Here is a 17,805-nt window from a genome sequence, read left to right on the forward strand (position 1 = left end):
CTATGCGGCATCAGTTTTGGACATTGCTGGAACACTGCGGCTTTGGACATACGCCCTGACGCATCCCGGATAGCCGTGGCGATCTTCAAGTTTTCGGAATGTGTTGGCTGGTTTGTGACCACCCTCGAAGAGACAGAGAAGGTCGCCTTCTTCTGAATTTCGCAGGGATCCAAGATCTGTGAGCAACACAACGGCACCAAGCGAACCGCTTTCCATCTGACGTTTGACCAGAACAAAGCGTTTGAGGTCCTGGGTACTGCTGTCGCGCTTGGAAATGATCTCGAACTCGCGATGCGAAACATCAAGCTCATCGATATAATGTGAGCGCACACCATTTGGATTGGGCAGGAACATCAGGTTGGCATTGGCTGCACGGATACGCCCAAGTGAGTTGGTCTCGATCATTTGCTCAATGAACTGCAAGGCCCCCACAATTACACCACGCTTGCGGCGCGCCTCGTCGAGCCACGTATTAAAGACCTCAACCATGCGCTCGGATCCCTCGAGCAATGCTTTGAGCTCATCAAGGATCATCAGCCAGGCACATCCCGTGCGGGCAACCTCTTTGCTGATGCGATAGTGAATATAGGGCAAGATTGCTTCGGTCAGACGGGAGTCATTCAAGACCTCTTCAAACTCAAATCCGAAAATTTGGCAGTCATCGTCAAAGTGAAGGGTGTCCTTGACGGTTTCCGGGCGATCCGGATCAACACGGAACACGTTGCCATAGGTGCCATTTTCGGCAAAATCTCGGAAACGGTCTTTCGCCTCGGATGTCACAAGGTTTTTATAGAATTCAGCCATATGACGATGGCGGCGCTCGACGCTGGCCAGCCCGCGCACAGATTGTTCAATGTCTTCAATGACGGCTGTGTTCAAGGGGTCCACGCGCGCGATGTGATCACGTAAGTAAGTGATCAACCATCGCGTCTCCCCGCTCATGTCTGATCTGATATCAAGCTGAAACGGGTTTAAGCGACAGACATCGCCCACCGTCGCCGTGGTACTGTGCTGGAGCTGGAAATAACGCCCGCCAAGTGCCTTCACGGTAATATAGCTGGCATCCCCTCGGTCGAAGATGAAAACCTTCGTTTCCGGATAATGGGTGCTCGATGCCGCGAGGAAATTGATCAGGATTGTTTTACCGCCGCCGGTCGGCCCAATAATGAATGTATGACCACGGGCAAGTGGCTGGTTTGTTTCGTGCCAGACAAAGCCAAAAACTGACCTGTCAACCGTATGAAACAATTGAACGGGCCCATTGCCCCAGTCACAACGATCCAATCCCTGTGACGGTGAGGAAAATGGCATCAAATCAGCGACATTCTGCGTGATGGGCGTTACTTCATGGATCGGGATCCAGTGCGGGGGCAGGATCGAAAGCCAGCGATAGGGCAGTTGATCGTCGTTAAGGCGAATTGGCGTATAAGTGTCGCGTTGCAATACTTCTTCAACGCGCTCGATGCGCCGCCAGACATCCTGTGCTGATCTGCCATGCACAAAAATCGTCATTTCGAAATCGACGAACCTCTGATCTTGCGCGACGTTATCGCCTGCGAGGGCATCGTCAACCATCTCCATTTGAGCATATTTACGTTGTCCGGACTCCCCGGTAAGGATAGATTTCTGCTTGATTGTTTTGAGATGCTCTTCGCTGCTCTGACGGTCTTTGACCCGCATCCATTCACAAAGCAAAAGCTCGCTGTCTTCGGCAAGAAGGCGACTGACAGTCCGCGACCGCGCTGTTCCGGCCCATGTTATGATCGAGACAGCTGCAACGAATGTGTCTATGCCCTGGCATGTAAACCTGGCCAGGCCGCGGTTGTGGCGTCCAGGCCCGACAGTCGGCTCATTTTCTCCAGCGAGAAAATCCACACTCGATCTTACCAGCGCATGCGCCAGTCTTTGGCCCGGTATGGCTAGATTGGCCAAGGCACCTGTTGCCTGCACCTGAATTCCCGGGTTCAGCAGGTTGCCAAGAGCCTCAAGAAGTTCAGACGGCTCATCCTGACGGCCAACGGCCAAGATTTCAGGCGAGAACGCCGAAAGAACCTGAAGACCTTCTCGGACAGCCTTTGTCAGTTCCTCCGTTGCCTCAGACTTTGCCCCGTCAATGGAGAAGATCAGATAATGGGTGTTGCGATAGCTTGCGGTAAACAGTCCAGCGTAGCATTTGAGGACAGCATTCAGCCAGAAGGTCCGTTCCGTGACTGTTGCCCGGGTCATCACCTTCGAAAACCGTGTAAGATCGACCTGTTGGCGCCGGGATATCTTTCTGAGAGAGACGTCTGTATTGCCAAGACGAAACAGTAAAGCTTTCCGCGCGGATGTTAAATTATCCAGACCTTCCTCATCGATCGAGTTAAGATCCACACCACCAATCCGGACAACCTTGAAAAGTGTGCCATCCGTACATCGAACGGTTTGCTGATCTCGTAACACCCGATCAATAAGCACATGATCGACGAGCTTTTCACCTTTCTTGACCGGATCGAGCAATTTACGTAGTGGCGTGCCGAGAAAAATGGCCGCCAGCAATGCAGGCACGATCATCAAGCAAAGATAGAAAATCATGAGGCCAAGGCTTGGCGTTTGGGACAACTCTTCTGTGATCATACTTCAAATGTCCAGCGTCGAGCTTTCAAACGCACCCGATGGCCTGCCATAACATTATCTGCCTTTTTGAAATGGGTAGAGGGTGGAAAGAAACGCACCCCCCAGCAATTCTCGAGGAACGGGTTTCTGTAAATTAAACCCCGGACAACCCCGGCCCAAATGAGCAGAACACCCCAGGGAACAAGATGACTTAGATCGCCGAAAATCGGGATCATGCTCTGCCAATCGAGGGGCAACGAAAGAATAAGAGCAAAGAATGCCGCAACACCGATGCTAATAAGCATCGTGCGTATGGGCATTCCATACTGCGTTACCGGATAGAGTACGCTTTCGGCGACTGGACTCTCCATTAAGGTCTCCCCTGTTAACCTTTAGGCAAAATCAAGCTTTAAGTTCCGCCGCCAATTGCCCAAATCACTGCGGCAATCGTACCTGCCATTGCGGCACCGATTAGACCAATGATGACAAAGGCAAACTTGCCTGCGACCTGCTTGCCAACAAAAATCATCAGCACAAACAGGGCAATAATCACGATCGAACCAAGCGGCTTTGCCCACCCTTTGATCACTGCGGTAAAGCCTGCAGACACTGTTGTGCCCTTATTGATAAGCGCTTCTTTGGTCGCCAGCTCGGCGAACGCCAAATCCGACAGGCAAAGAAGGATTACGCAGGCCAAAAGAACAGCGGGCATCCATCGCAGAACACCGCTGACGGCTCGATCCGTATTGTGGTAGAAATCTTGTAACATCTATGAACCCCAAAAAAAGTGTTTTGCAAGAAGTCTTGCAAATGGCATTCTATATAAAACCAGGCTTGGAGAAAAGATTATAATGCAAGAAATATTGGAGACGCTGGCCAAGCCACGGCTGCCTGAAGTCCCTGAGGACACCATCCGCAAGAATTCAATTCATCTGGCCCCAGCAGACCACACGCTGCTGATTGAAATTTGCGCTGCAATCCACGGAACCTTGCTGCGGAAAAAAGTAATTCCAGAGTTTTGCAAACAAATTATTGGGGATGATGAGAAAGGGGAAAAGGCCGGGGAAAAGGTGTTTAAATACCTTATTGCCAATCCCGATGGCGAAGATGAACATTTGCGCCATCTGATATGTCATGAGCCCGAGCATTTGGGTCTCGTCAATGTTGGCAACATCATTGGACGTCGCGCAAAACCGGGATACTTCGATGGAAAACGTGATGAACTCTTGCGCGCGGCAATGCACTACCGCAAAGACCTTTTTGCGCGCCGTTCACCTCAGCAGTGCGAAAAGATTCATGAGCTGGTGGCTGGCCGCAAACCATCGGCTGGCATCGTTCTGGGCATGCTCGTAGAACTTGGGGTGGCCACCACGCAACACGAAAACATCTCTCTTGGCCGTGTCACAGATAACCCAGACATGCGGACCGTTGCCATCGAGGTCAGGTCGTCCACCTGGCAGCAGGTCAAAACACAGCATGCTGAAATGAACATCCCGATCTATGCCATCGTTGCAGGCCTTCTCAGGCTTTCCGCCACCCGCTATACCCTGCGTGACTTGATTTTGGAGACCTTTACATGTCCATTGGCGACACTCAAGAAATCATGACCGGCCTCCCCTTGCCGCTCAGCGACGCCTGGGCGGCGACACCCAAGCATTTGCGGTCGGCGGGGTTAAAACGGGCTTGGCAACTTGCCAAACGCACACCTGAATTCTGGTCAAAATACGCGCACGTCTATCCAGCGCAAACAGCAAGAAAAACCAAACGTGTTCGCCTCCCCCAAGTCGTTTTCGACTATGTTCAAATTACGAACAGTGATTTTTCCGTACCTCTCTCACATATTGTGGTGGCACTGATCTATCTGGCTCTGACCGACCTCTCCAACCCTGTCTATACAAAAGGGGTTGAGCAGGAGCCCGATCAAGAAGCAGCTGCTTAAGTCGGATTGCGCAGAGCCGGTCGATTGCGCGCACCCAGCAGATTGCCCACTCGTTTTTTTATGACAGGGGCAAGTCCGCTTTTGCGGATATCGCGAAGAACCTCGGCCCGTTGCGCCCTGGCTTGGAGAATAGCTGCCACTCCTGACTCGTCGCTTCCCGATCCTGAATCAGCTTGAGCATTCTTCTCTCGCCTCAACATGCGTTCAAGGCTGCGCGTGGATGCTTTCACGCCGGCAACTATGTTCTGGACTTCAATATAGCTCAGCGCGCTGATATCCCAGGCCTTGGCTCCCGCCTGAACCTTTTCTTCCAAATCTTCCCAGCTGATGCCAGGGGGCAGCGATTTCTGGAGCTTTGCCCGTGCGCGAAGATGTGCCTGTTGTTCCGTCAAAAGCCGTTTGTATCGACCATCGGACGCAGAACGCTGGCGTTTTGCCATAGCAGCCGCGCCAACAGCTCTTTCGATCGCGCCATTGGCACGGCGAAGCCTGTCCACCAGGCTCTCAACAACATACCCCTCGCGGGCATGTATAACCCCTCTGCGAACGACGCGCAGGCGTTCCTCCGCAGAACGCTGCATATCTCCAACGTTCTTCGCCATTCGCATGTAGAATCTGTCGAGCTTCTGCAGGTATTTTCCTGAGGATGGACCAAATTCTGGATCCTCGAGCATAAGCTCCAGGCGTGAGCGCAGCATACGGTGCCGTTCGCCAATGAAACCCTTTTGATGTCTCCAATCGGCTACACGGATATACTGACGTGAAGCGCGCGTTACTTGCTCAAGGAATCCCGCCTGTGCCATCCGTACTGACGGTGACAAGGGCTCTGACCGGGATGTCTCGATTTCCTCTATCCGGCCCTCAAGCCTGTCGGCCATCCCGACCAGCTTAATCGTGCGCTCCTGAGCAAGATTGCGATATCGCCAGGCTTCTTCTGCCTGCGCAACACGCTTGCCACCCGCGGTCACAATGCCGCGCCGCTCCAGCCCCATGACTGCACTTCCCAAATGCTGTTGCGGGGGCTTGTCAATCCCCATCTCCTTATAGGTTCGAGGATCCCAACGCCGCGTCAGTCCCGATTTTTCAAATGACCGGTTCACAATCTCGGCATACTCAGATCGTAACTCCTTGATGAAACCATGGGCGCGCACCGCCGTATTTTTCCGATCGCCAAATATTGGCAGATCCCAATTGTCCCAACCCAGAAGCGGACGGTCATGAAACAGAAGATGAAGGTGGTAATTGCGCGGATCTGATTGTTGCTCAGGCGTATGCACAACACCATGCCAGGGAAGCCCGTGCCTTTCGATGACGGCGCCAAGTTCCTTGAGAATCTCCCGCCGTCCTTCAGGCCCTATTTCTGGCTCAAAGGGCAGTTCAGCAATAATCCGTGTTTGTACGCGTTTTGCCGCTCCTTCTCTGCGCTCGACTTCATCCCAGAAAACTTCTCGGAAGGCATGCTCTGCATGAATATTACCAAATGAAGCTTCTACGCCCTGTGCGGTTTCAATCGCGCCATCTCGTTCTATATAATTTTGAAAGGCTCCTGCCCCACCAGTCCGTAACTGTGCCTTCTGAAAGGTCGAGACCTCTCTCATTCCTTGCGGCGGATGGGCCCCCTGAAATCGATATGCTCCCACGCCTCCCATATGACGACGGGTCGGGCTGTATCGCAGCTCCTGTGATACTGCCGTCTCCCTAGGGCCGACACAAAACCGTTCAGAGCGTCCAGGGGAATGCCATCCTTTCACAGAGAAGACAAAGCTCTGCCCGCCTGCGGCCGACGTCGGGCGGGAAGTCTTTAAGGCCGGGACAACCGGGTTTCGCCTGGCAGCGGCAAAATGACGAAAACTCAATCCGCCTGAAGAGGACATCAGTCGTTTAATCAGATGCTCCTCAGCCATATTGACACGCCCCATCTGTGGGCGTGTGTTTTCTTCACCATCGAGAAGATCATCAAAGAAGATGCGCATATTCTAGAAACCCATGCACCGACTTGCCACAGATGCAGACTTCTGCCCCTGCTCCAATGCCCGCATCTGACAATGAAGAAGCTTTGGTGAGGCCGACGCGTTGTACATATATAACTCGGTATTGCCAGAAAGGTAGTTCAGCTGGACGCTAATAACGTCATAGCCTTGCTGTAAGAACTCGGCGACCGTTCGTGTATCAAGGTTTAATGTTTCCTTGTTCCACGTTGTGGTGGGTGCAGGGGCCTGTGTGCCGCTTGGAACTGCTGCAGGAGCATTGGGCTTGCTCCCGGCATAGGCATCCCAGTTGCCAGCCTGGGCATATGCCTCGGGCGCTCCAAGACCACAAACCATCAATGCGGAGATGAGTATTTGTTTCATATTGTTTTCCTAAGATTTCCTAATGGAGACTACCCTGAGAAGGCTTGCTCTACCGATTAGCTGCCGCCACACGGCGATCGCGTTGCCAGGGCGCTGGGCTGGGGGTTCCGCTGCACGGGTTCGGGAACATCTCGATAACTTCGCCATCGATGACATTTCCACCCCGCGGATAATGTCCTGTCCCCCACTGTTTAAAGAATACAGCGATGCCGGCAGCCAGACATTGATCAATCAGGGCACGTACCCATTCATATTCCACCACCAACGGCTCGGCATCGCCCATTTGCTGGCTCTGACCCCCAATGATCACCCAATCAAGCAGGTGCAGCCACTTGGACAGATCTACCGGCCCCATGATGGGTTCAATAGACAAGCCGCGCACGACAGCCGGCACAGCGGCCAGTTTAGGCATATCGCGGTCTAGTTCTTCCTGATTGACCATTGTTGCCAGCAGCCAGGTATTTGAGTAACCAACACCCCAATCTTCGGGCAGCATTTTCGCAACGTTACCAATCCGTTTGGTTACCAGGATAAAATCAAGATGATCTGTTTGCCGCAATGTCGCCCAGACTTCCTCACGCCATTCATCTGGGACTTCATTATCAAAAGTGTCTGAGGCAGAATTGACGAAAAATCTCTGGCGACCGCCCAGATCAGCTGCTTGCCGACTGGCTTTGCGCACATTTGCTGCAAAACCTTTGACCTTATGGCGGGATTTGCCAGCACCCCATTCCACCATGCGAAGTCGCTTGGCAAAGCGTGCATTCGCGTAGCACAGATTACAGCCCGGTCCGACTGCGGTGCAGCCGATCCAGGCATTGCCTGAATAGTGGGTCCATTCAATGCCCGATTCACGTAAGGCCATGGTCATTCCTTTCAAGTCGGCTGCAAATGTGTATTGGGGTATTTGAGAACGACTTCTGGGGCTCTCACTTGCAACAGGTCCGCCTATCGAAAGCCGTTCTCAAATCCCGTAACTGGCGAAAACATCGACGCCAGTCTTCTCTTCGAGCACCTTGGCCATCCGGCGCATGGCCTGATCCCTCTCGGCAAGCTTGCTTTCGAGTTTCCGATACTGTTCGCGTGAATCCCCAAGTGAACGCGTAAGCCTTGCAATCAGGTTGCTCTGTTGCCGTCGTGCATCAATGATCGCTTGCGGGTCATCACGTCCACGCAGCGCCGATATGAAAAGCAGAAGCTCATGATCACGATTGCCCTCAAATCGCATTTCTTCAACGGCGGCTCTGCGCTCTTCAGTAAGACGATCGGGTTCAATATGAGGACATATTTGGGGCTTTACGTGTCCTTGGGCATTCACCCAGATCAAACCCCACATTTCTGGAACCTCGTGCGGCTCTATCAAACCAGCCGGGCAGAAATAGAAGCGCCAGTTTCCAACGCCCAAGGTCGGATCCAGACGGAATTTCTTGTTCCGATCGGCCAGAAAGTCGGAGCGGCTGGTTTTGACTTCAACCAGATAGGTTCCAAACCACGGGCCTCCCGACCGAAAGCCCAAAGCATCCGGGCTTTCACCACCATAAATGGAACTCGTTTCGCGCAAGGAAAGCGAACATCCCATTCCCCGGGCCGAATGCGATCGCAACAACCACTTCCTTGCAAGTTCGCAGAGTTGATCATGCTCACTAAGCACGCGTTCCTGCAGGTCTTCAGGGATAGCTACACTAGGCTGTGGTTTGCGGATGACGGCCATTATGTAGCATCCATAATGTGCCGCACAACCTTGGCCAACGCTTCGTAAGTCTTGGGTGCCGAACGTGCTTTTGACCAGTTAGGACCTGCTTCTGTGATGAAACATTCTTCAAGTTCGTCCCATTCTGTAATGAGCCGTTTCCAAACGGATGAAAGAGCCGCGACTTGATTGAAATGCGAGCGGATTTCGGGAACAGCGTCAAGAAGCTGTAAGCACCGATTAAAGTCACTTGGATCATGCGGATGATCAGCCCTTGACCTGATCCCACATGCCGCCAGCGCCATGGCCTTGGAACTTGCACCAACCGAACCGGTTGCTATCCACTCCAGGATCTTCCTTTCAAGTGATGCTTTCTCAGAACCGCAAGCTGATCGTGCTGAAGAAACGTCTTCGATGCCTGGCAATGGAACGTTCAGATCACCTGGAAGAGGAGATCCTTCTTGAGCACTCGCTTGCTTGGCTCGAATGCGGGGGAATTCTTCCCAGACACGGGCAAGCTCATCTTCACCGGCATGCAAGAGATCGACACCAAGGGCGTTGCACAGTGTCGCCAGTGTAACCATCGTGCCACCCACCTCCTGGTGGGGATCTCCGGTCGGCTTGTTGTAGACATGTTTCACCAGCTGAATAATCTCGTCGGCCGTTCCGCCAGATGCCTGGTGCAGTTCGATGGCCTCCTCAATGAAGCGGTTCCGGCGATGGAAACAATCAATCGCTACCTTAGGCCCAAAACAGGTCGATGCCCATTCGCCCGACCGCTTTTGATAGTCGCCCTTCAGGTGGTCGAAAACGGTCGAAAACTTCTTGGAGCACATGATCGTCAGTTTGATAGGATCTCGGTATTTCCCGATCTCTTTGAACCACTCATCCAGTCGCGCGCTGCATCCGGTCCGATAGGGCGCGGTAACACTCAGGAATTCCTTGATTGCCAAAGTTACGCGCCATCCCATGACTTCAGTGACATCCTCATCAAGAAGCCACCAAGTGAGACCACGGCCACGGTTGATGACATCATGTTCCCAAGGCAACCCGGTTTGAGCGAGAATGTCCCTCAGCTCAGTCCCGCCATCCCGTTCGCTAAATATGCCATCCCCCGTTACGGTCAGAGACGTTTCATCATTCGGAACGGGTTCGACCAATACGCAAGTGACGCCGGCAATCAGACTCGGGTCATAAACAGTGTTCATGATGCCTTTCCTTCTGAAAACCGTAACGTGCCGCCTGCGATATAATGCGCGGACGGCTCAGAGCCGATCCAGTGGCGGCCAAGCAGTTCGGCCGCATAACAGGTGGCAAGTGAGCCCGCCATCGGGTCATAGACCAGATCGCCAGGCTCCGTGGTCAGTCGGATGAAACGATCCGGCAAAGCCAATGGTGAAATGGCCGGGTGTGGTTTAATGCCTGCCTGTTTGCAGGCCCGACGATACACACTGTGCGGGCCTTCATGTGATTGCACCTGCAAGACAGATGGAATTGCTGTGCCATTCGATTTCAGAAAACCCTTCCCGGCAATCGAGCCCCCTGGCCGTTTGCCAAGACCTTTGCCACTGGCAAGCGCATTCTTACGGTACCGGGCTGTGTGAGGCGATTCCGGTTCACGCACATTGTCATTGTTCGATTTGTAGTCTGATGACTTTGCAAACCACAAGACATGCTCAACTGTGTTTTTCAGTCGCTTTTTCTGAACTGACACCCACTGGACCGGCGATGGCAGCTTTGCCGGATTGTGCCAATAATGCTCATCAACAAGGTGCAGACCAAGGCGATCAATCAGATCAAGCTGAAAGCGAGCTGCATATGGATCCTTGAACGGCTTTCCAGCCTCCGAAATCGAACCGATATTCACAACGAGTGAACCGGTGTTGGCCAACAGGCCCGACCAAAGTTCGGACAAATCGCCCATCCATTTCAGCCAGTCAGCACTATTCAGATTACCGTATTCCTTGGGTTGTAAAAGCGGATAGGGCGGGCTGGTGTAAATCAGATCGATGGCGCCCGGCTCAATCACCGCCGCGGCCCGCTCCGCTGTGCCCCACAGTACCTGCCCCAGCTCTGTCTCCCAGATCGTGACAACAACACCGGTATGGTTGTTGGCCAACTTGTCTGACGCCTGATCGGTAATCTGCCAGACACCACGCTCGGCTGCGACCAGAAGCCCGGCATCAATCGCGCGCTGGCGTGCCCAGCGCACACGCTGGCGGAACTTGGATACCTTCGTTCCATTGCCGCCATTGACTGTCTCCGTTAAGACCTCGGCAGACAGATTTAAGCGCGATTGAAGTGCCTCATATGCTTCCTGTGCGCGGAGCTTGCCACCTGCATCTTTACAGACCTCGATCAATGGAAGAACCAGCTGACTTTGAGATGGCAGGTTTTTCATGAGACCCACCATCGCGCATACATAGCAGTAACGTATGTCATGGTGCTGAAGGTCAAGATGAACAGGGTGATCATCACACTGCACCGAATGACCTTGCGGGTTTTGCTGTCGTGGACCCGCTGTTTTACAAATCCCCTGGAAAGCATCTCCGCAAAACTCGCAAGTGCGTAGATCCCGCAAAGGTGCGACAGCATTGACACCACACTCCACCCAAAGTGATGTGCTGAAGACGTGATGTCGAGGATGGCCGATATGGCTAACAATGCTACCCCTATGAAACACTGAGCTATCGTTACCCAGATCAGCGGCGGCGAGGGAAGCATGCCTTGAGGTGAAGACGTTAGAAACATCATTCGATCACCTCGAATTTCTGCTTCTCAGCGTCAAGAATACGGACACGCACATCAGCAACATCAACGATCCGATAGAAACCCGGCTTGCATTCGAGCTTCTCCGCCCAGCTATCAACAGCTGAGCAAACATGATCCATGAGCCCCTGTTCTTCATGCTGAGAAAGAGTACCAGGCCAATCGTCCGCACTCTCTCCAACCTCAAGATCAGAATTGCTGTCCATCGAGCCCAGAATGTTTCCAAGGATCGTCGGTGAGAGAAATGCTGAGGCAGTGTAATTCTCACAGCGGCCACGCATCACCTCGTAGACTTCTCCGTTATTCGGGGTGATGCCGCTATCGACGAGTGCCGCAAACAAATCTGGCTGGAACGTATCCATTTCTTCAACACTGAACGCATAATGAACTTCAGATGCAGAGGACTGCTTGGAATGTGCACCAAGGGCTCGACATTTCGTCCCAATCGGATCAGATGAAAAATAGCGCACCGGGATATCACGCGCCTTGGCATGGGCAATTTCGGATAGCGTGGAACTGCCAATGTAATTGTCGAAATCCACCACGAAAATTTCGTCCGACCGGCTGATTTTTTCCAGATGAAGCGCGTCCATCTGATCTGCAACCCCCTCCTGCTCCGCCAGATGATGGGGCGGACAGTTCGGATACCAGCCGGGCAGAAGATGCAGGCCAAATGTCAACTTCCGCTCATCTCGTTCGATCAGCCAGCCACAGACAGATATCACGTCGATGAACCGTGTAGAGCCACACAAAGTTACGGTTTTGGTTCGCATCAATGTTCCTCCTTCTCAATCTGAACCCCGTGATCGCAATCTTGCATCCTGCTGGAGGACACAATCGACAAGCTCACCAGCCCACCATTCATAATTATCCTCTGTCGGCTTCGGCATCTCCGAAACCCGACACTGAAGGCTCATGACGAGAGAATCACGGCGAAGCTTGTCGATTGCGGAGACCTGTTCCGTAACTTCTGAGAACCGGATTAATTGTTCAAGATCATCAGCCACCTGCGATGGTCCCTGACGCTTCATGGCATCAAGCATTTGTGACAAACGTCCGATTGCCGTTGAGGTATCATGTTTCGTAATCTGGCCACCTTCGTTGGTCAGATGGATTTCTTGATGGAGCAACCAGCCCGGGGCATCTCCGACAAGATTGGCAAATCCGCGATAGGTCTTTCCGGTTGGGCAGTTGGTCTCCACATGACACATCGGAAGCAGCATTTCACAAAGCTGCGCAAAAACCGGGAAGTCGATATCGCACTTCTCCTGAAGAACATGATCGAGATCGATCTCATCAACATCCTCGCCAATCCCGCACAAATAGCGCGCTAGCATTTCACACTCGAAGATGTTCATGAAGCTGTCGCCTCCCCAAGAGACTTGACCAGATCAAAGACCTTCTTACGTACCTGTGGGTTTGAAATGCGGTAATAGGCCCGCACAAGCTCAAGCGTTTCGCGCCTGTTCAGGTCATCGTCATCAGGTCGATAATCCGACTTCTCCGAAATCCTGCCCAACGGTGTCTTACCGGAAATTTCTTCAGGCATATCGTCAAAGAAAAAGGATAATGGCACTTCCAAAACATGCGACAGATCATAAAGACGCGACGCCCCAATCCGATTTGCGCCACGTTCATATTTCTGGATCTGTTGGAACGTCAAACCAACAGACGCACCGAGTTTTTCCTGTGTCATGCCCATGAGCGTTCGACGAAGACGAAGTCGAACGCCGACATGAATATCAATCGGGTTCGGCTGACCATCGACCGTGCGGCCCCGCCCTCTGCCCGGTGTGTTCCGCGTTGGTTTTTCTTTGCTTGTCATTGTTCAAGTTCCCCCATCAAACATAGCCTCCATAATGGCGCTAATCCCCGTCATGTATCACTTCATCGCAGACGATACTCATGTACGGATGCTCCAAGACTGCAACTTCAATCCTCTCGCGCGACAGCCTCGTCAAGGTGCATAGCAGACCGACAGCCATCTCCTCATTCTGCCCAACTGCAATTACCTGTATCATTCGTGCTAGAAAGCTATCGTCCATTGCTTCTTTCGCTCGCGCGCGATCCAGAAGAAAACACAACTTGTCGTCACGGATATCAAGCGATTTGCGGAACGTTGATGCCTGACGGATCACAAAATCAGTGGTGTTAAACGTGGCTTTCGCCTCTGCCAGCGGAACATCATTCCCCTGTAGAACAAGCCAGCCAGCAAGAGCCTCGGAGAACAGCCTGATGGACACGCGGCCACCATTCTCAAGGTTCCAGCCTCCATCATCATCTGAACCGGTTTCCAAACCCGTTATCGACATCGGACCCGTCATGCGACCAGATCCCTCTCAATCGCACGCTCAATCGATATATAGTCAGCGACATTACCTTGCTGTGGTCGGTCGTACCGCAGAACCCATACGCTGTCCGTGTCACACCAGTGCCCATACATCGAAGACCAGATCTCTCGAAATAAAGATTGGGCCGATCCAACAAAGCCGGTACCGCTCCGACCAATAAGAACAACGACGCCTTCGCGCACAGCGCCCGTCTCGCACAAACTGCTCAACCGTTCTTGCTCTATCGAACGGATGCGCATGAATAACCGGTGCCTTGAAAAAGGCATGTGCATTGGAGGGACCCAACGCGTGGGCGGTTGGAATTGTCGCGCTGCAGGCTTAAGTTCTTCGTCTGCCTGATACCAGCATGACGCTGTCGGACATGTGGCGCGGGATGGCTTGGGTAGATCATCATATCCCACGATGCCCTCGTCCGTATCATAGCTGGCATACCAGCTTTCTCGGACCCAACCAAAGACCTTGCGTCCCTCGTGCAGCGCAGCTCTTGCATGACCATACATGCCCGAGCCCGTTGGGCGGCGGGTTTCATGTTTCATGCCGTCGAGATGGGCTCGGACCATCTCAGGACTGAATAACAATGGCAACAGATAGTATCCGTCAAAACGGGTGCTGATCGTAGCTTTCATCATCATATCCCTTCCAGTTCCAAACCTATTTCGGATACCGAAACAGGGCGCGTTCGTCCTCGAACAAAACGCGCCCTATGCCGATGGCATCACCCATCGATAAAGACCCGTCACCATGCAAAATCCGACCAATGCGGTGACGGGATGCAATGTGACCTTCTTCAGCAAGCCGGGATGACAAGGCCGAGACGGACATCTCACGGATTAAACGTTGCGTCTCAATCCTTGCTGGCACGGCTTGCGCCAAGCCGTGAAATTCTTCGAATGAACGGTTTTCAGGTAAAGACATCTCCGGATTTACCTCTTTTCTTGCAATATGTATTCTTGCAATGTAATACATATTGGGTAATGCGCCATAACAATTTAGATGTTTATTGATGTTTTTTGGGCGGGCGCTGGATAAATCGTTGAAATTGCGGACTTCTAGGAAATGCCCGGACGTGATGAGATTATAGACTGGTCGCGCTTGCTGTTCATCGGATGGCAGTGGACCCGGATCGCCTTTTTCTTGCAGATGGTTTATTTTGTCGTTCGCGTGAGTGCTCCAACCGACGTCGAGACGCTTGCCGATTTGATCAACGCGCTTGGCGTCTACTCCCTTCGAACATTGAGCTATGGGCTCTACTTCCAGTGCCTTGTCTCTCTCTTCGTGGGCACTGTCGCAGCGTTCGTCGTGCTGCTTAGAGTGATGTTTGTCGAGTTCTTCCAAAACAAACCAGAACTAGAGACGAACATCGCCACCGATAACGCTCACGGGCCGACTGCGGACTACGCGGCGCGTGTAACGATGAACGACGTGACGATGAAACGTGTTTATTCCGGCACCCCGGATCAACTGGCTGCGCTCGGATTGCGGCCCTCTACTCGAAACAATGAGAACAGGTGAACGTAATGAGAGGCGATGAAAACAACTTCCGATATCTGAGCACAAGCCCAACTGCTGTGTCGCTTTACACCTTCAACAATGCAATACCTGAGGCGATACGCAATAGCATGGAAGTGGCAGTTGATCGCTATTCTGCCAATACGCCCGAGCAAAAAGCGTCGGATGAAGTTACCGCGATTGTCGACTTCGCTGAAGTGCCCGACGTCATTGCGAAGCTCTACAAATTGGATCGGGAAAACTGGGCGCAGATCGCTCAGGGGCGGCCAATCGACGACTTGAATCTTAAATACCTGGTCTCTGTCGCTGTGAACACAGGTGACGCCAATGATGCACGCGGGTTCTTTAAGAGCCATGGAGCTATACCAAACCGCACACTCTTCGAGAAGTTCTTCGATGAGCCGTTCGATATCGAGCCATTGAGTTTAAAACTTAGCTCTACGGCGATCGCACGAGCTCGGCTCGAAGTGCAAAAAATGTCAGATACCCATCTGAGGGCCATGCATAAATTAACAAGCGAGGCGCTCGCCCCTTATGAACGGGGTCTTTTGATCCTGAACAAGGAGCTTTCCAATCGCAACGCGCATGAAAGCACCAAGACAGTTTTCCCGGAAACGAATGCAGCATCTTCACGCAAAAGAAAAGGCATCGGGCGATGACCATTGTTGATCTCGATCCGCAACAGTTGGCTGGCGACCTCATCTACCGATATCTGTCCGTGCAATATCACTGTCAGCATCTGGTTCAATCCGACTGGCAAGATATGGACGAGGTAAATCTAATTGAAATGATGGATGACCTGACAGCAATGATGTCAGCGTTTGGCATGTACATGCGCGACCTTGGCGAACTGGCAAGTGGTCGGTCGCACAGCCACCCGGAAAAGTCTGAGCCGATACAACTCAGCAAAGAACTTTATGACATTGCGCGCCGTGTGCATCACACCATCAAACACAAGCACTGCCCGCCGCCTTTTGGAAAAAGCTTGGCATGGCAGGAGTTCTGCGAGCTGGTAACGCAGATTGCAGAGGAACAACCTGTGTTTGGGAGATCGCGCGACTATTCGCTGTCCAGGAACGACCAGATTGGAAAGATGATTGCACTTGCTCATGTGACCGGAAGCAAGTTGAAATCCCCGGGTTGGATCGGCCGATTGTTTGGGCGACCGAAACAAACAATCCAGTTGTTCGATGGTGATGTTCAATGACCGATTACCTGTTTGCGAAGGATCAACACGATGCGTAAGTGGATGCCAAAGCTGCTGCGGGTGGCCGGCATTGGTGCATGTTACGGGATGGCGTTCGTCGGGTTGGCATCGCTGTTGTTTGCTTTTCGCGAACCGGACTTGTTTTGGGACGCCGTGTCGCTAAGCTCGCCAGCAGACATTGGCGTCACACTGGTTGCCTTCACTGTCGCCAGCGCTCTCGGCGGTGCGCTTTGCTCCCTGCAACTCTATTTCGTTTGTTGGCTTCTTCGGTACCTATGGCCCAAAGCGGTGCGCCATGGCCAATGAACTTTCTTCAGAGGAATGGTGGGATGCGCACTATCGCGAACGGGTGCTCGGGTATCTGAAAAGCGAACGCCACTTCACCATGAGTGAGATCCGTCGCAACTTTGGTCGTGACGTCGATCGCGACCGGCTCGATCGCGTCATTCAGTCCCTGATCGATGATGGAACGTTGCGCGAAAAAGCGCGGCGGTATTTCCGCCAAAAGGATCCGGAACCGACAATCCGGGCGCGAACGATCGCTAAGCAAACGCGTAAAGAGTTCGCGGCCAAAAGTGAAGGTGAGATAGATGCCATCTCTGCAGCGGGCGATTTACGACGTCAAACAAGCGATGCTGCAGAAAAACGTCGGCAACGGCGCATGGGGCGTCGACGCCTTCCCTCACTCGGAGAACCCTGCCGATGACTGAGAAAGTGGACACCACAACTCTTGCATTCACCTGGGCGGTATTTAGCGCAGCCGAAACACTCCTAGGCAGCCTTTCGCGTAATAGCCCAAAGGCACGCTCTCACGCAGAGCTGATGCTCGATTTTATACGCGTCGGAAAGCTCGGTCTGCCGGCAAGCCATTATGTGGAATTGATGGCTGAAAAATATCCCGAGCTGATCGCATACAAATATGCCGCCAATCGTCTGCTGAAGACGATCACGACAGAACAGCAAGCCGCCGAATAAATCACGGCCCCGTAGCTTAGCGGTCAAAAGCTGCCGACTCATAACCGGACGAGCGCAGGTTCAAATCCTGCCGGGGCTACCAACACAGAACGGAGAACTCTTATGGGGGATATGAATGCGGCATACGAACACACCGCTCAATTGATCGGGCCGATTAAAACATTTTGCGAGCCGCTACCCCTCTATGTCCACGCGACGGAAACTCTGTATTCGCATCTTGATGCACTCGCGATCCTTTGCCTGGTGTTGATAACCATCAGTACTGGTCTCGCTGGGTCGGTCCTTTACCTGCTCAGAAAACATCAAAAGGCGAAGTGCGAGACCTGTCGCATTCCGTTAGTCGGATAGAGCGCTGATGGTTAGCTATAGAGGATTGCACTTATAATCCGTCAAACTTGCACTTATCGCGCTTTTCCGGC

At 52.7% G+C, this 17,805-nt stretch carries 23 protein-coding genes and 1 tRNA gene; 8 read left to right on the top strand and 16 right to left on the bottom strand.

The window, feature by feature from the left end:
• From AAC599_RS18800 to AAC599_RS18810, 3 genes are read right to left on the bottom strand one after another with little or no spacing between them, the layout of a single operon-like run.
• Positions 1 to 2,616 carry a hypothetical protein gene (locus AAC599_RS18800; RefSeq protein ID WP_340151936.1) on the bottom strand — a complete coding sequence of 872 codons (2,616 nt, stop codon included), beginning with the start codon at positions 2,614 to 2,616 and terminating at the stop codon, positions 1 to 3.
• Entirely contained in the window at positions 2,613 to 2,966 is a 354-nt protein-coding gene (locus AAC599_RS18805) for a hypothetical protein (protein ID WP_340151937.1), read from the bottom strand. The genes AAC599_RS18800 and AAC599_RS18805 overlap by 4 nt, the downstream gene beginning before the upstream one ends.
• A 38-nt stretch (positions 2,967 to 3,004) precedes the next feature.
• Complete coding sequence (locus tag AAC599_RS18810) at positions 3,005 to 3,364, bottom strand: hypothetical protein (RefSeq protein ID WP_340151938.1); 360 nt, start codon at positions 3,362 to 3,364, stop codon at positions 3,005 to 3,007.
• Between the two features lie 82 nt (positions 3,365 to 3,446).
• Here AAC599_RS18810 and AAC599_RS18815 point away from each other — a divergent pair, with 82 nt between their 5' ends.
• A complete protein-coding gene (locus AAC599_RS18815; RefSeq protein WP_340151939.1) occupies positions 3,447 to 4,202 on the top strand; it encodes a hypothetical protein in 756 nt (251 codons plus the stop codon).
• Positions 4,172 to 4,534 carry a hypothetical protein gene (locus tag AAC599_RS18820; protein ID WP_340151940.1) on the top strand — a complete coding sequence of 121 codons (363 nt, stop codon included), beginning with the start codon at positions 4,172 to 4,174 and terminating at the stop codon, positions 4,532 to 4,534. Before AAC599_RS18815 ends, AAC599_RS18820 begins: the two co-directional genes overlap by 31 nt.
• On the opposite strand, the gene AAC599_RS18825 is transcribed toward AAC599_RS18820, so the two are convergent.
• From AAC599_RS18825 to AAC599_RS18885, 13 genes are all read right to left on the bottom strand, one after another.
• A complete protein-coding gene (locus tag AAC599_RS18825) occupies positions 4,531 to 6,507 on the bottom strand; it encodes a MobA/MobL family protein (RefSeq protein ID WP_340151941.1) in 1,977 nt (658 codons plus the stop codon). The genes AAC599_RS18820 and AAC599_RS18825 overlap by 4 nt on opposite strands.
• A 3-nt stretch (positions 6,508 to 6,510) precedes the next feature.
• Positions 6,511 to 6,885, bottom strand: coding sequence for a hypothetical protein (locus tag AAC599_RS18830; RefSeq protein WP_340151942.1), 375 nt, complete (start codon positions 6,883 to 6,885; stop codon positions 6,511 to 6,513).
• A 49-nt stretch (positions 6,886 to 6,934) separates the two neighbouring features.
• Positions 6,935 to 7,750, bottom strand: a complete 816-nt coding sequence (locus AAC599_RS18835) for a DUF5131 family protein (RefSeq protein WP_340151943.1) — start codon at positions 7,748 to 7,750, stop codon at positions 6,935 to 6,937.
• A 99-nt stretch (positions 7,751 to 7,849) separates the two neighbouring features.
• Positions 7,850 to 8,596, bottom strand: coding sequence for a hypothetical protein (locus tag AAC599_RS18840; protein ID WP_340151944.1), 747 nt, complete (start codon positions 8,594 to 8,596; stop codon positions 7,850 to 7,852).
• Entirely contained in the window at positions 8,596 to 9,783 is a 1,188-nt protein-coding gene (locus tag AAC599_RS18845) for a hypothetical protein (protein WP_340151945.1), read from the bottom strand. The genes AAC599_RS18840 and AAC599_RS18845 overlap by 1 nt, the downstream gene beginning before the upstream one ends.
• The gene (locus AAC599_RS18850; protein WP_340151946.1) at positions 9,780 to 10,976 is read right to left on the bottom strand and encodes a site-specific DNA-methyltransferase; all 1,197 of its coding nucleotides are present in this window, start codon (positions 10,974 to 10,976) and stop codon (positions 9,780 to 9,782) included. Before AAC599_RS18850 ends, AAC599_RS18845 begins: the two co-directional genes overlap by 4 nt.
• The gene (locus AAC599_RS18855) at positions 10,973 to 11,329 is read right to left on the bottom strand and encodes a hypothetical protein (RefSeq protein WP_340151947.1); all 357 of its coding nucleotides are present in this window, start codon (positions 11,327 to 11,329) and stop codon (positions 10,973 to 10,975) included. The genes AAC599_RS18850 and AAC599_RS18855 overlap by 4 nt, the downstream gene beginning before the upstream one ends.
• Entirely contained in the window at positions 11,326 to 12,117 is a 792-nt protein-coding gene (locus AAC599_RS18860; RefSeq protein WP_340151948.1) for a hypothetical protein, read from the bottom strand. The genes AAC599_RS18855 and AAC599_RS18860 overlap by 4 nt, the downstream gene beginning before the upstream one ends.
• Before the next feature lie 15 nt (positions 12,118 to 12,132).
• Positions 12,133 to 12,702: a hypothetical protein gene (locus tag AAC599_RS18865; RefSeq protein ID WP_340151949.1), complete on the bottom strand. Its 570-nt coding sequence runs from the start codon at positions 12,700 to 12,702 to the stop codon at positions 12,133 to 12,135.
• A complete protein-coding gene (locus AAC599_RS18870; protein ID WP_340151950.1) occupies positions 12,699 to 13,169 on the bottom strand; it encodes a helix-turn-helix transcriptional regulator in 471 nt (156 codons plus the stop codon). The genes AAC599_RS18865 and AAC599_RS18870 overlap by 4 nt, the downstream gene beginning before the upstream one ends.
• Positions 13,170 to 13,209: 40 nt before the next feature.
• Positions 13,210 to 13,668 (bottom strand): hypothetical protein, encoded by a 459-nt coding sequence (locus tag AAC599_RS18875; RefSeq protein ID WP_340151951.1) that lies wholly within the window; start codon positions 13,666 to 13,668, stop codon positions 13,210 to 13,212.
• The gene (locus tag AAC599_RS18880; RefSeq protein ID WP_340151952.1) at positions 13,665 to 14,327 is read right to left on the bottom strand and encodes a hypothetical protein; all 663 of its coding nucleotides are present in this window, start codon (positions 14,325 to 14,327) and stop codon (positions 13,665 to 13,667) included. The genes AAC599_RS18875 and AAC599_RS18880 overlap by 4 nt, the downstream gene beginning before the upstream one ends.
• A 19-nt stretch (positions 14,328 to 14,346) precedes the next feature.
• Positions 14,347 to 15,030 carry a hypothetical protein gene (locus AAC599_RS18885; protein ID WP_340151953.1) on the bottom strand — a complete coding sequence of 228 codons (684 nt, stop codon included), beginning with the start codon at positions 15,028 to 15,030 and terminating at the stop codon, positions 14,347 to 14,349.
• Between the two features lie 182 nt (positions 15,031 to 15,212).
• Here AAC599_RS18885 and AAC599_RS18890 point away from each other — a divergent pair, with 182 nt between their 5' ends.
• The 6 genes from AAC599_RS18890 (at position 15,213) to AAC599_RS18915 (ending at position 17,468) form a co-directional block, all read left to right on the top strand.
• The gene (locus AAC599_RS18890) at positions 15,213 to 15,863 is read left to right on the top strand and encodes a hypothetical protein (protein ID WP_340151954.1); all 651 of its coding nucleotides are present in this window, start codon (positions 15,213 to 15,215) and stop codon (positions 15,861 to 15,863) included.
• Positions 15,860 to 16,411 carry a hypothetical protein gene (locus AAC599_RS18895; RefSeq protein ID WP_340151955.1) on the top strand — a complete coding sequence of 184 codons (552 nt, stop codon included), beginning with the start codon at positions 15,860 to 15,862 and terminating at the stop codon, positions 16,409 to 16,411. Before AAC599_RS18890 ends, AAC599_RS18895 begins: the two co-directional genes overlap by 4 nt.
• 30 nt (positions 16,412 to 16,441) lie before the next feature.
• Positions 16,442 to 16,717 (top strand): hypothetical protein, encoded by a 276-nt coding sequence (locus tag AAC599_RS18900; protein WP_340151956.1) that lies wholly within the window; start codon positions 16,442 to 16,444, stop codon positions 16,715 to 16,717.
• A complete protein-coding gene (locus tag AAC599_RS18905; protein WP_340151957.1) occupies positions 16,707 to 17,117 on the top strand; it encodes a hypothetical protein in 411 nt (136 codons plus the stop codon). Before AAC599_RS18900 ends, AAC599_RS18905 begins: the two co-directional genes overlap by 11 nt.
• On the top strand, positions 17,114 to 17,386 hold the full coding sequence (locus AAC599_RS18910) for a hypothetical protein (RefSeq protein WP_340151958.1): 273 nt from the start codon (positions 17,114 to 17,116) through the stop codon (positions 17,384 to 17,386). Before AAC599_RS18905 ends, AAC599_RS18910 begins: the two co-directional genes overlap by 4 nt.
• 5 nt (positions 17,387 to 17,391) lie before the next feature.
• A tRNA-Ile gene (locus AAC599_RS18915) sits at positions 17,392 to 17,468 on the top strand.
• Positions 17,469 to 17,805: the final 337 nt, after the last annotated feature.

Source organism: uncultured Sneathiella sp., from assembly GCF_963976355.1.
Classification (GTDB): domain Bacteria; phylum Pseudomonadota; class Alphaproteobacteria; order Sneathiellales; family Sneathiellaceae; genus Sneathiella.

Excerpts from the sequence above, each read along its gene's own strand:
- AAC599_RS18890 (WP_340151954.1), top strand. The coding sequence starts at position 15,213 with ATGAGAGGCGATGAAAACAACTTCCGATATCTGAGCACAAGCCCAACT.
- AAC599_RS18865 (WP_340151949.1), bottom strand. The coding sequence starts at position 12,702 with ATGAACATCTTCGAGTGTGAAATGCTAGCGCGCTATTTGTGCGGGATT.
- AAC599_RS18860 (WP_340151948.1), bottom strand. The coding sequence starts at position 12,117 with ATGCGAACCAAAACCGTAACTTTGTGTGGCTCTACACGGTTCATCGAC.
- AAC599_RS18855 (WP_340151947.1), bottom strand. The coding sequence starts at position 11,329 with ATGATGTTTCTAACGTCTTCACCTCAAGGCATGCTTCCCTCGCCGCCG.
- AAC599_RS18820 (WP_340151940.1), top strand. The coding sequence starts at position 4,172 with ATGTCCATTGGCGACACTCAAGAAATCATGACCGGCCTCCCCTTGCCG.
- AAC599_RS18850 (WP_340151946.1), bottom strand. The coding sequence starts at position 10,976 with ATGAAAAACCTGCCATCTCAAAGTCAGCTGGTTCTTCCATTGATCGAG.
- AAC599_RS18845 (WP_340151945.1), bottom strand. The coding sequence starts at position 9,783 with ATGAACACTGTTTATGACCCGAGTCTGATTGCCGGCGTCACTTGCGTA.
- AAC599_RS18840 (WP_340151944.1), bottom strand. The coding sequence starts at position 8,596 with ATGGCCGTCATCCGCAAACCACAGCCTAGTGTAGCTATCCCTGAAGAC.
- AAC599_RS18905 (WP_340151957.1), top strand. The coding sequence starts at position 16,707 with ATGGCCAATGAACTTTCTTCAGAGGAATGGTGGGATGCGCACTATCGC.
- AAC599_RS18895 (WP_340151955.1), top strand. The coding sequence starts at position 15,860 with ATGACCATTGTTGATCTCGATCCGCAACAGTTGGCTGGCGACCTCATC.
- AAC599_RS18835 (WP_340151943.1), bottom strand. The coding sequence starts at position 7,750 with ATGGCCTTACGTGAATCGGGCATTGAATGGACCCACTATTCAGGCAAT.
- AAC599_RS18830 (WP_340151942.1), bottom strand. The coding sequence starts at position 6,885 with ATGAAACAAATACTCATCTCCGCATTGATGGTTTGTGGTCTTGGAGCG.
- AAC599_RS18870 (WP_340151950.1), bottom strand. The coding sequence starts at position 13,169 with ATGACAAGCAAAGAAAAACCAACGCGGAACACACCGGGCAGAGGGCGG.
- AAC599_RS18880 (WP_340151952.1), bottom strand. The coding sequence starts at position 14,327 with ATGATGATGAAAGCTACGATCAGCACCCGTTTTGACGGATACTATCTG.
- AAC599_RS18875 (WP_340151951.1), bottom strand. The coding sequence starts at position 13,668 with ATGACGGGTCCGATGTCGATAACGGGTTTGGAAACCGGTTCAGATGAT.
- AAC599_RS18910 (WP_340151958.1), top strand. The coding sequence starts at position 17,114 with ATGACTGAGAAAGTGGACACCACAACTCTTGCATTCACCTGGGCGGTA.
- AAC599_RS18800 (WP_340151936.1), bottom strand. The coding sequence starts at position 2,616 with ATGATCACAGAAGAGTTGTCCCAAACGCCAAGCCTTGGCCTCATGATT.
- AAC599_RS18805 (WP_340151937.1), bottom strand. The coding sequence starts at position 2,966 with ATGGAGAGTCCAGTCGCCGAAAGCGTACTCTATCCGGTAACGCAGTAT.
- AAC599_RS18825 (WP_340151941.1), bottom strand. The coding sequence starts at position 6,507 with ATGCGCATCTTCTTTGATGATCTTCTCGATGGTGAAGAAAACACACGC.
- AAC599_RS18815 (WP_340151939.1), top strand. The coding sequence starts at position 3,447 with ATGCAAGAAATATTGGAGACGCTGGCCAAGCCACGGCTGCCTGAAGTC.
- AAC599_RS18900 (WP_340151956.1), top strand. The coding sequence starts at position 16,442 with ATGCGTAAGTGGATGCCAAAGCTGCTGCGGGTGGCCGGCATTGGTGCA.
- AAC599_RS18810 (WP_340151938.1), bottom strand. The coding sequence starts at position 3,364 with ATGTTACAAGATTTCTACCACAATACGGATCGAGCCGTCAGCGGTGTT.